Source organism: Thalassotalea sp. ND16A (genome assembly GCF_000764205.1).
Taxonomy (GTDB): Bacteria; Pseudomonadota; Gammaproteobacteria; order Enterobacterales; family Alteromonadaceae; genus Thalassotalea_A.
In genome coordinates, this window is the sequence record NZ_JQDZ01000088.1 from 1 (window position 1) to 11,120 (window position 11,120).

Annotated in this window: 12 protein-coding genes and 4 tRNA genes; 4 read left to right on the forward strand and 12 right to left on the reverse strand. The window is 41.4% G+C overall.

Annotated elements, in window-relative coordinates; all coding sequences use genetic code 11:
* The 9 genes from ND16A_RS06215 to hemE all read right to left on the reverse strand — a co-directional run.
* Window positions 1-127: GTP-binding protein (locus ND16A_RS06215; protein WP_033078254.1), on the reverse strand; the 127-nt coding region annotated here is incomplete at its 3' end.
* Between the two features lie 127 nt (window positions 128-254).
* Window positions 255-330 (reverse strand) — tRNA-Thr (locus ND16A_RS06210).
* Between the two features lie 13 nt (window positions 331-343).
* Window positions 344-417: transfer RNA gene (locus tag ND16A_RS06205), tRNA-Gly, on the reverse strand.
* Window positions 418-445: 28 nt separating this feature from the next.
* Window positions 446-530: transfer RNA gene (locus ND16A_RS06200), tRNA-Tyr, on the reverse strand.
* Between the two features lie 34 nt (window positions 531-564).
* Window positions 565-640 (reverse strand) — tRNA-Thr (locus ND16A_RS06195).
* Window positions 641-849: 209 nt separating this feature from the next.
* Window positions 850-1,572: a type III pantothenate kinase gene (locus ND16A_RS06190; RefSeq protein ID WP_052073176.1), complete on the reverse strand. Its 723-nt coding sequence runs from the start codon at window positions 1,570-1,572 to the stop codon at window positions 850-852.
* Window positions 1,572-2,546, reverse strand: a complete 975-nt coding sequence (birA, locus tag ND16A_RS06185; RefSeq protein ID WP_033078255.1) for a bifunctional biotin--[acetyl-CoA-carboxylase] ligase/biotin operon repressor BirA — start codon at window positions 2,544-2,546, stop codon at window positions 1,572-1,574. The genes ND16A_RS06190 and birA overlap by 1 nt, the downstream gene beginning before the upstream one ends.
* The gene (murB, locus tag ND16A_RS06180) at window positions 2,546-3,577 is read right to left on the reverse strand and encodes a UDP-N-acetylmuramate dehydrogenase (RefSeq protein ID WP_200880845.1); all 1,032 of its coding nucleotides are present in this window, start codon (window positions 3,575-3,577) and stop codon (window positions 2,546-2,548) included. Before murB ends, birA begins: the two co-directional genes overlap by 1 nt.
* 384 nt (window positions 3,578-3,961) lie before the next feature.
* Window positions 3,962-5,029 (reverse strand): uroporphyrinogen decarboxylase, encoded by a 1,068-nt coding sequence (hemE, locus tag ND16A_RS06175; RefSeq protein WP_033078256.1) that lies wholly within the window; start codon window positions 5,027-5,029, stop codon window positions 3,962-3,964.
* Between the two features lie 294 nt (window positions 5,030-5,323).
* Here hemE and ND16A_RS06170 point away from each other — a divergent pair, with 294 nt between their 5' ends.
* Complete coding sequence (locus ND16A_RS06170) at window positions 5,324-6,181, forward strand: S1/P1 nuclease (protein WP_033078257.1); 858 nt, start codon at window positions 5,324-5,326, stop codon at window positions 6,179-6,181.
* Between the two features lie 186 nt (window positions 6,182-6,367).
* Window positions 6,368-6,835: an Rsd/AlgQ family anti-sigma factor gene (locus tag ND16A_RS06165; RefSeq protein WP_033078258.1), complete on the forward strand. Its 468-nt coding sequence runs from the start codon at window positions 6,368-6,370 to the stop codon at window positions 6,833-6,835.
* Window positions 6,836-7,173: 338 nt separating this feature from the next.
* Here ND16A_RS06165 and fkpA read toward each other — a convergent pair whose 3' ends face one another.
* Window positions 7,174-7,932 carry an FKBP-type peptidyl-prolyl cis-trans isomerase gene (fkpA, locus tag ND16A_RS06160; protein ID WP_033078259.1) on the reverse strand — a complete coding sequence of 253 codons (759 nt, stop codon included), beginning with the start codon at window positions 7,930-7,932 and terminating at the stop codon, window positions 7,174-7,176.
* Between the two features lie 261 nt (window positions 7,933-8,193).
* Between fkpA and ND16A_RS06155 the strand changes: the two genes are divergently transcribed.
* Window positions 8,194-8,424 (forward strand): SlyX family protein, encoded by a 231-nt coding sequence (locus ND16A_RS06155; protein ID WP_033078260.1) that lies wholly within the window; start codon window positions 8,194-8,196, stop codon window positions 8,422-8,424.
* Between the two features lie 13 nt (window positions 8,425-8,437).
* Here the strand turns inward: ND16A_RS06155 and ND16A_RS06150 are convergent, their stop codons facing one another.
* Entirely contained in the window at window positions 8,438-8,629 is a 192-nt protein-coding gene (locus ND16A_RS06150) for a YheV family putative zinc ribbon protein (RefSeq protein WP_033078309.1), read from the reverse strand.
* An 84-nt stretch (window positions 8,630-8,713) separates the two neighbouring features.
* Between ND16A_RS06150 and ND16A_RS06145 the strand changes: the two genes are divergently transcribed.
* Window positions 8,714-10,630: an ATP-binding cassette domain-containing protein gene (locus ND16A_RS06145; protein WP_033078261.1), complete on the forward strand. Its 1,917-nt coding sequence runs from the start codon at window positions 8,714-8,716 to the stop codon at window positions 10,628-10,630.
* An 84-nt stretch (window positions 10,631-10,714) separates the two neighbouring features.
* Here the strand turns inward: ND16A_RS06145 and ND16A_RS06140 are convergent, their stop codons facing one another.
* A complete protein-coding gene (locus ND16A_RS06140; protein WP_033078262.1) occupies window positions 10,715-11,095 on the reverse strand; it encodes a hypothetical protein in 381 nt (126 codons plus the stop codon).
* Window positions 11,096-11,120 lie beyond the last annotated feature (25 nt).

Below are 11,120 nucleotides of genomic sequence, written 5' to 3' on the forward strand. Positions count from 1 at the left end.
CACCACCGTGTACTTTAGTAAGAACCGCAGAGATAGCAGCTGTTAAAGTTGTTTTACCGTGATCGACGTGACCAATGGTACCAACGTTAACGTGCGGTTTATTACGTTCAAATTTTTCTTTAGCCATGATAAATTACCTTTAAATAATAAATTAAAACCAATTCAAAAAAACCATCACTGGCCAAATTGGTAAGTTTTAGAGTTAAGATAATTTGTTTAGATAGATTTGGGATTCTTTACAGGATCCAAAGAAATGGTGCTAATAGGCAGATTCGAACTGCCGACCTCACCCTTACCAAGGGTGCGCTCTACCAACTGAGCTATATCAGCGCTTATAAAGAATTGGAGCGGACGGCGGGAATCGAACCCGCAGCTTTAGCTTGGAAGGCTAAGGTATTACCACTATACGACGTCCGCAATCTAACAGATTATCTTTACTCAAAAATGGTGGAGGGAGGTGGATTCGAACCACCGAAGGCGGAGCCGTCAGATTTACAATCTGATCCCTTTGGCCACTCGGGAACCCCTCCAATTATTTTTGACACTAAATTATAAGTGTATTAATGGTGCCGTCTGCCGGAGTCGAACTGGCGACCTACTGATTACAAGTCAGTTGCTCTACCAACTGAGCTAAGACGGCACACCATTAAGTGCTGCGAATTCTAGAGGAATGCTTTGCGGCTTGCAATAGCTAAATTAAAAAAAATTCAGTTTTTTTTCTGGCTGCTGTTTTTTTGTTCGACATTGTTAGAAAAACATTAATTTTTGTCTGATATCAACCATTTTAAACATCAATATTGTTGATAAATTGATTTTTCACTATACAGCAACGGTGTTTGTCCGTGTTGCTCATGGCTGAATGTATCGTTTCATCCCCTGAAAAATTAAATCTGCGATAAAGATGCCATTAAATTTTCCTAAACGGTTTAATTCTTTGCCGTTGCCGCCGGTAAAAATTAATTGCTCAACCTGAACCCCATCTTGTTTTGCCTGGCTAATGGCATTATTGATTGCGCCGGTAGTTGCTGACCAACAACCTAAATTAACATTGTCATTGGTAGTTTGACCAAAAGCGGTGCGTTCAATTTCGGCGATTTTACCAAATACTTTGTCGGTATTATCAAACAATGATTGCATCATCAATTCCACGCCAGGAATAATCCAGCCGCCACAATGTTGTTTTTCTTTGTTGAGCAAATCAAAAGTGGTGGCTGTGCCGGCATCAACAATAAGCACATTGTTATTGGGAAATAATAGCTGAGCTCCTAATACGGCTAACCAACGGTCAGCCCCCATAGTGGAATATTGCTGATAGCTGTTTTTCACCCCGAAGGTCTCTGCTTCGGTGAGCAATGTTTTGAAGGTGATCGAATGAGTTTGTGCCCAACTTTGTAGTTTATTAGAAAACGACTGATTTGATACCGACACTAAGAAAATACTGTTTAACTTACTGAATGTATCTAATTGCTCGAAAAACTCTTCGATAGAGCAATGTTCAATAGCTGAAAGCTGGTTGTTTTCAACTTTAGCGTACTTGACTCTGGTATTACCGACATCAATTAATAAATCCATTACCCGCCTCTTAAACTTACTTCGCCACCATAGATAGGCTGCTGTTTACCATCAATTTCTAACAATAATGCCCCGCTGGCATTGATGCCTTTACAGATGCCACGGGTTTCTTTGTCGCCAGTGATTAACTTTACTGGTTTATTGTAAAAGTAATCTTGTCGTTGCCAATCACCAAGCATTGGCGCCAAACCAAATTGATGATGTTGCACCAGGCGCTTGCTAATTTGGGCGATGAGTTTCGCGGTTAAAAGATTTCTGTCGATAGGTTGATTTAAAATGAGTTGTAAATCGGTCCATGGCTGGTCTATTTTGCTGGCACCAATTTTTGGCATATTGATATTTAGTCCCAGACCAATCACGCAATTTCCTGGCCCTACACTTTGCCCTTCCAACTCCACTAAAATGCCAGCTAATTTTAAGCCATTAACATAAATATCATTTGGCCACTTTAATTGCACATCTACGCCGTATTCGCCTTGCAGTACATCACTAACGGCTATGCCTACCACCAGAGAAATGCCCATTGCTGCCGACATACCCTGTTCCAGATGCCAATACATAGAAAGGTATAAATGCGAAGCAAAAGGAGAAACCCACTCTTTGCCTCTGCGCCCACGGCCAGCAGATTGATATTCTGAGACACAGGTTTGCCCATGGGTAACATTATTGGGTAAGCGACGCATCAAATAGGAGTTAGTCGAGTCGATTATACTGTGGACTTCCACTTTGTTGGTTAAACTTAGTGTATTGAGCTCGTTAACGATCACTTGCTGATCCAATAAGGTGATAGATTCTGCCAGTTTATAGCCTTTGCCTTGCACCGAGAAAATATCTAAACCCATCTCATTCAGCACTTTAATGTGTTTGGAAATGGCAGTTCGACTGACGTTTAATTGCTCAGCCAAGTGCTGCCCTGAAATAAAGTGACCATCGGCCAATCTGCGGATTAATTCTTCACGTACTACTTTTGCCATTATCCAATGTCTTCTATCTGTTGTTCACCACAATGAGTAATAAACCTTACTTCCGGCTCAATATTTACCTGGAACTTGTTCTTAACCGTTTGCTTTACCAATCTGGCCAGGGCAATGATATCTTGGCCGCTAGCATTGTTTTCGTTGATTAATACCAATGCTTGCAGCTTATGCACGGCGGCTCCGCCTACGCTAGCTCCCTTAAGCTGGCATTGGTCAATTAACCAGCCAGCTGCCAGTTTCATCTTGCCATTAACTTGTGGGTACGCTGGCATCATTGGATATTGCTTTACTAACGCCTGATAGGATGCCTTGTCGACAATTGGGTTCTTAAAAAAGCTACCGGCATTGGGCAGAATGTCAGGATCGGGTAACTTACTTTGTCGTATCGCGATCACTTTATCAAAAACTTGTTTAGGTGTTGGCTTTTCGCCTAAGGTATTTAAGCCTTGATACTTCAATACTGGTAGCCATTGTTTTTTTAGACTGATGCCAACTGCACAAATCACGCCTTTATTTTTTAAAGAATTCTTGAAAATACTATCGCGATACGCAAATAAACACTCGGCTTTGCTTAAGCGCCTGACTTTATGCGAGGAAAACTCAAACCAGTCGACATAATCACAGATATCCGCAAATTCAACACCATAAGCACCTATATTCTGAATTGGTGCTGCACCGCAGTTGCCCGGAATTAACGCTAAATTTTCAAGTCCTGGCATGTTATTGGCCAGGCAGTGTTGTACCAATTGATGCCAATTTTCACCGCTAGCAACATGCAGTTTATAATCCGCGTCAGTTTCCGTCACCGCAATGCCTTTGAACTCAGGACAAATGACTGTGCCTTGATAATCTTCGATAAATAACGTATTGCTACCGCCGCCCAAAATATAAAAATGTTCAGGCAAAGAGGTTGCTAGCTGTTGCAACTGTTGCAAAGAGTTTAATAGATAGATATCTTTTGCTGTTGCCGCTAAAGCAAAACTGTTGCGATTATCTAACGGGTAGTTTTGATGGTGCATGGATTTCATTATTTTATTCTTAGCGAACGCTGATTGTAACGAATAAAGAGTTAAGTTTCGAGTTTTGCGTTGCGAGCCAACTCTAAAGGGTACAAGATACGGGGTACAGGGTACAGGCAGCAATGTTGATGTTATTCGCTCACAAATATTTCCAAACCTAGTTTGAAAGCCAATAGTCAAAAAAGAAGGTTCACTTGTCACTACCGCGATCTGCTCGTGGCCCGATGCCCGTAGCTTATTCTTTCAATTTAAACTATCTAATCGCCTACGCAGGCAGCCTGTACCTTGTACCCCGTACCCTGTACCTTTCATTTTCACTTTCTGCCAGAAGCCTTTTGCTCGCAGCTAGTTGCTTAAATAAAAAGAGGCGCCGAAGCTCCTCTTTGTTACATTCTATTTATGAAACGGTTTGCTATATTTATGGACTGCGTCGATAAAGTAGCCCGCGTGTTCCGGGTTAACGTCTGGATGGATACCATGGCCGAGGTTAAAGACATGACCCGTGCCAGTATCGCCAAAGCCATTTAAAATGGTTTGTACTTCCTGTTCAATTCGCTCTTTTGGTGCATAAAGCATTGAAGGGTCCATGTTGCCTTGCAATGCAACTTTATCGCCTACGCGCGCTTTCGCATCTTCAATATTAATGGTCCAGTCAAGGCCAACCGCGTCACAGCCCGTTGCCGCAATAGATTCTAACCACATGCCACCATTTTTGGTAAACAAGGTAACTGGTACTTTACGGCCTTCGTTTTCACGAGTTAAAGCGTCAACGATTTTCGCCATGTATTGTAGTGAAAATTCTTTGTACATTGCCGGTGATAACACACCACCCCAGGTATCGAATACCATAACCGATTGCGCACCCGCAGCAATTTGAGCATTAAGGTAGGAGATCACTGAGTCGGCTAATTTATCTAATAATAAATGCAATGTTTGCGGTTCAGCAAACATCATTTTTTTAATTTTAGTGAAAGCTTTTGAACTGCCTCCTTCGACCATATACGTGGCTAGTGTCCAGGGACTACCAGAAAAACCAATTAGTGGCACTTCGCCTTTAAGTTCTTTACGAATAGAGCGTACCGCATTCATTACATATTGTAATTCACCTTCAGGATCCGGATGGCCAATTTTTTGTACATCCGCAGCACAAGTGATTGGACGCTCAAATTTAGGACCTTCACCAGTTTCAAAATACAAGCCCAAGCCCATAGCATCAGGTATGGTTAAAATATCACTAAATAAAATTGCGGCATCCAAAGGAAAACGACGAAGCGGTTGAATGGTAACTTCGGTAGCTAGTTCGGTATTACGGCAAAGTGCCATAAAATCGCCAGCATCCTTGCGAGTTTCTTTATATTCAGGTAGGTATCTACCTGCTTGACGCATCATCCAAACCGGTGTGTAATCAACTGGTTGACGTAATAATGCGCGAAGATAAGTATCATTCTTTAATGTAGTCATTGTTTTGCTTATATATGGTGAGTGTATAAATATTGGCGTTATTCTACCCAAAGTTATGTCCAGATTCCATGAGAGAGATCAAACTTATTGTTAATTGGCTATTTTTTGTAAAAAAATGTTGCACAATTGAAACTCCTTTGTTATAAATTTAGTAAGCTTTACCGAACAACAATAAGAAGCTAGTTTCTACTAGACCTTACAGCGAGCATTTCAGGCCTTAACTTTGTTAAGGCCTTTTTATTTGCCGAAAGAAAATTTTTTCTAAAGCACTATATCCATAGGGATCAATAGGATATGAAGTTCACTTGTTTAATTTTTGCTATGATCTTCAGTACCAAGATCGTCGCACTAGGTAGTAAAGGGCACTGGTTAGTATGTCAACTTGCGTTCGAGCAGTTAACAACTCAACAGCAAAATTCGATAAATGAATTACTCACACACTTACCTGCTAAGGAGGTGCGATTATTAAATTCTTTTTTGCATAAAAAATCGACCGCCGCCATCTCTTTTGCCGAAGCTTGTAGCTGGGCAGATGCAATTAAGAATCAAACACCCTACACACACTTCAAAGCTTGGCATTTTGTCAACCTTGCCCGGGAGCAAAAACAAGTAAATGCCTTTGCTTGTCAAAATAATTGCGTGCTTGATGCCATCAGTTTTCACCAGCAACAGTTCTTGTTAGTTAAGACTGCGCAGAAAAAAATTCAGGCATTATTATTTCTGGCTCATTGGTTAGGTGATATTCATCAACCATTGCATGTCAGTTATCGCTCTGATTTGGGCGGAAATAAAACCAAGGTAATAGCAAAAAACAGGGCTTGTAAGAATTTACATCAAATTTGGGATTCATGTTTACTGGCTCAATTGACCAAACAACAATGGCTGTTGCAATTAACAACCCCGTTAAATTTTTCTGCAAGTGATGAATTATCAGCAATCAATATTCAGAGTTGGGCGAATGAATCTTTCGCCATATCAAGGCGACCCTCGGTTGGTTATTGCCAACCCAGTAAAACAAATTCGAGTTGTTTGGCAAGTTTAACCCCGATTAAATTCGATCAGGCCTATAAAAACCAGCATACCCCTTTGTTGACGCTACGCATTCAACAAGCAGCGCGGCGATTGTGGTTATTTTTAAGCACACATATTTAATATCTCTCTAGAAAAAAACATTTACATTGGCAAACGAAAGTCATTATAAAAAATATCACGGAGAGCAGCTTGCGGTATTTTTATTTAGCGCTTAGCAATAACATTTGAAAAAACATGTTGCATTTACTCGTAAAATTCAGTGTTATATAACTAATGTCAAACACTCCCGTAAATTTCGGAGGGAAAATGTTAAATCGTTTAGAACAAGCACAACAACAATGGGGCGGTTCTCTTAATGCCATTGATAATTGGTTAACTGAGCGACAAGATGTTCTTGTTGGTTATTGCCAATTGGCCGGCTTACCTCCATTTGACCAAGCAGACAGGGCACTGCCGAAAAGTGCCGATATTCAGTCTTTTTGTCAGTTATTGATGGATTACATGTCGGCAGGTCATTTTGAAGTATTTGATCAAGTAGTAGCTCAGTGTAAAAAAAATGGCCCGTTATCTTTAGCGCTTGCGCAAAAACTTTACCCGCAAATAGCAAAAACCACCGATGTTGCCCTGACGTTTAACGATAAATATGCTGAAATGTCTAGTGATGCCATACTTGATGATTTTGATCAAAGCTTATCGGCGCTGGGACAGTTTTTAGAAGAACGCTTTGAATTAGAAGACCAGTTAATAGAAGCGCTTTATACCAAACATAAATAAGAGACTAGGTACAGGATACAAGGTACAAGCAGACCGAGTAAAGTTTAGGGTTAGGGTAACGGTTGATAGATGTGCTTCGGGCTACGGGCTACGGGCTACGGGCTACGGGCTACGGGCTACGGGCTACGGGCTACGGGCTACGGGCAGGATATTTTATGTTATTAGAATGTCAATTTTTCAGAGTTAACTATGTTTAAGACAGTCCCTATTTCGAATGCTAATGCGATCTGCCCGCAGCTCGAGCCATAAGCCAGTAGCCTTAGAACTAGAATATTTTACCCAATAAAAAACCAGGCAATGCCTGGTTTTTTTGATTCAGTATTTATCTGTTACCGATATTATTTTGCGGCTTCGGCTTCGGCTTTTGGAGCTGCGGCGGCAATAATTTCAAGTAACTCTACTTCAAATACTAACGTCGCGTTACCTGGAATTGGGCCAGTGCCGCTTGGACCGTAAGCAAGGTCTGAGGGGATCACAAACTTGTACTTTGAACCTACGTTCATTAACTGTACGCCTTCCGTCCAACCTTTGATCACGCGGTTTAATGGGAATTCAATTGGCTCGCCACGATCGTAAGAACTGTCAAAAGTTGTACCGTCAGTTAGCGTACCTTTGTAATGTACTTTAACAGTATCGCTAGCCATTGGTTTTGCACCTTCAGCTGCGGTTAACACTTGGTATTGTAAGCCAGACTCAGTAGTTTGCACACCTTCAACTTTCGCGTTTTCCGCTAAGAAAGCTACACCATCAGCAATATTTTTCTCCGTTGCGATAGCGGTTTGCTCTTGTTTTTTCTCATTTACTTTTTGATCTAACGCCATAAGAAGTTTTTGAATTTCTTCTTTTTCAATTTGGGCTTTACCATTTAGGCTTTCAGTGAAACCAGCCATTAGCAAATCTTTATCTAAAACAATACCAAACTTTTCTTGTTCGGTTAAATTGTTGTTCATGTATGAACCAATAGACGCGCCTAGAGCGTATGCTTGTTTTTGATCTTCTGTTTCAAGAGTTACAGCTTTTGCAGTTGTTTCTTCTTGACAGCCCATCATTGCCATTACAGCAACAGCCACTAAAGTTGGCTTAACGAAAAATTTCATTATTTTCTCCAAATAAAAGCACATATCAGGAGAAATCCCCAAATACATAAAACATTATTATTAATAGTCATCATATACTAGCGACTATTTTTTCAAAAAAACAGTACCAAAATTAAAGAATCGTGGTCTATTTACGCTATGAAATTAGATATGGAGACAAAATTGCCATTTTAAAGAGATATTAATGAATGAAATGAATAAAACTTTATTGCTACGTCTATATTAGCGATAATAGCCGCAAATATTTTTAAGGTAGCTAACATGGCTAACGAGCAACAATTGTCAAAGTTACAAGACAGGATCGATAATCTTGAAACAAAACTCGCTTTTCAAGACGATATCATTGAACAACTGAACCGGGAAATTGCCGTGCATCATGAGCAACTCAGTGATGTTAACGAACAACTACGGTTAATTGGTCAACGAGTGAAAGACATGAATACAACTGCGGTTGGCAGGTTAGAAGATGAAACCCCACCACCACATTATTAAATGGTGGGGCAAGCTACGGTTTAAAAACGCCGATAACTTGCTCAGTACTGCGCACTTGTGGCTCAACTTGCTCTTCGGGTTGAGACATTTCCATGCCACAACTTACGCAGGTCACTTTTTCAACGCCATGTTCTTTATAAAGTGCCATCGTATCCCGGGCTTTGCATTCGGGACAAATGGCACCAGCAATGAATCGTTTTTTCATCTGATTAATTAACAACTAAATAAATTAAACTAGTAGAGTTATTTTACCTGTAAAATTGCTCTGACAAAAGCAAAGGATTTCAACTTGATACTGGCATCTGAACTGAGTTTTGACCGAGGCGTAAAAACTTTAATAAAATCATCAAGCTTTACCATTCACCCGGGTCACAAAGTTGGCTTGGTGGGAGCAAACGGTTGTGGTAAATCATCACTTTTTGGTGCGTTTTTAGGGCAATTGCAAATTGATAGCGGCAATTTAGATATTCCTAAAGGTTGGAAAATTGCCACGGTAAAGCAAGAGACCCCTGCTTTAAGTCAAAGCGCGCTCGATTATGTGATGGATGGCGATAGTGAATTTCGCCATTTAGAAAGTCAATTAGAACAAGCCCGAGTTGACGAAAACGGCAACCAGGAAGCGCATCTGTTAAATCAAATCGATGTTATCAACGGCTATAGCCTACCGGCACGAGCAGGCGAATTGTTGCACGGGCTGGGCTTTAGTCAAGATCAGCTAAGCAACAGTGTCAGCAGCTTCTCCGGTGGTTGGCGCATGCGCTTAAACTTAGCACAAGCGTTGATCAGTCGTGCTGATTTACTGCTTCTCGATGAACCCACCAACCATTTAGATTTGGATGCTGTGTTGTGGTTGCAACGCTGGTTGAAACGCTTTGACGGCACCTTGGTACTGATTTCTCATGACCGTGACTTTCTTGATGATGTCATTGGTCAAATCCTCCATATCGAGCAGCAACAAGCGAAACTGTATTCTGGCAACTATTCAAGTTTTGAACGCCAACGCGCCGAACAGCTTGCCCAGCAAGATGCGATGTTTCAAAAACAACAACGCGAAGTAAAACACCTTACCTCATTCGTCGACAGATTCCGTGCGAAAGCCAGTAAAGCCAAACAGGCGCAATCAAGATTGAAGCGCTTAGAGAAACTGCCCGATTTAGCTCCGGCGCACTCAGACAGCCAATTTAGCTTCGATTTTGAAAACCCTGGTTACATGCCCTATCCACTGCTCTCCCTTGAACAAAGTGATTGTGGCTACTCTGAAACCGCAATTATCCTGGATACAGTGAATATAAATTTAGTGCCAGGCAGTCGCATTGGCCTACTCGGCCGAAATGGGGCCGGTAAATCGACTTTAATCAAGTCTTTAGCGGGTGAGCTGGCGTTGCAGGGTGGCAGCCGCTACTGTGCGCAAGAACTGAGTATTGGTTATTTTTCCCAGCACCAGCTTGAGCAGTTACGCGTCGACGAAACTGCGGTTAAGCAAATTCTGCTGGCCAAACCCGAATTTACCGAACAGCAAGCACGCAATCATTTGGGCAAGTTTGGCTTTAGTGGCGATCAGGCATTGAATGTCATTAACACCATGTCGGGTGGTGAAAAAGCCCGTTTGGTGTTATCACTTATCGTGCTGGAAAAACCGCAACTGTTATTACTCGATGAACCCACCAACCACCTGGATTTAGAAATGCGCCAGGCCTTAGTGTTGGCGTTGCAAGAATTTGCCGGTGCCATCATCTTAATCGCGCATGACCGATATCTTTTAGAATCTTGTGTCGATGAGTTTTACATTGTCGGTAATGGCAAGGTGCAAAGCTTTGATGGCGATATCGACGATTATCAAAAATGGCTTGATGATGACAAAAAGTCCGCTTTCGCTCAATCAAAGTCACAACACCAGGCTAACGCCAGTAATGAACCGAAAGTGGATAAAAAAGAACAGCGTCGCCAACAAGCGGAACTTCGTAAAAAAGCCGCACCATTGCGTAAACAAGTTGAGAAATTAGAGCAGCAAGTAGAGAAGTGGCAAGCCGAGCTGGAAATTATTGAACATGAATTGGCCCAGCCGGAAACCTATGAGCAGGAGAATAAAGCCAAACTTAGCGATTTAATGCTCAAACAAGGCAAGTTAAAGCCGCAAGTGGAAACTGCTGAAGAGCAGTGGATGGAGCTGGAAGAAGAGATTGAAGAGATCATGAGTGAAGACTAAAAATTTACTTTCCAGTTAAAGCAAGGCAGAGTATCTCTACTCTGCCTGTTGTTATTTATTCACTGAAAAATAGAATCTAAGAAACTATAGTACAACACCATTTTTTGTCGTTTTCACTTTATGCTTATCCTGCTCAGTAGCGAGCATTTGCGCATTGGTTTTTTGTTGTGCTCGCATCCGCTCCATTGCCTGTTTCCGTTGAGTAAGCATTTGCTCTTTCGATCTTGGACTTTTAGGCTTTAAACTACCTAATGAGCTTTTGGTTGCTACCCGTTGTGCAGCCTTCGATGCTGGTGCTGAATCCTTAGCTTTTAAGCTCATTAGTTGCCGGGATAATTGCGCCACTTCCTTTTCCGCTTTTACATTGTCAGCTTCTAATTGTGCAATTTCGCTACTCTTCATTGCACTAATGACACCAACACCTAAAGCAAAACCTGCCGCTAAAGATAAAATTATTTTTTTCATTTTAAATCCGTTCCATTTTAAGAGT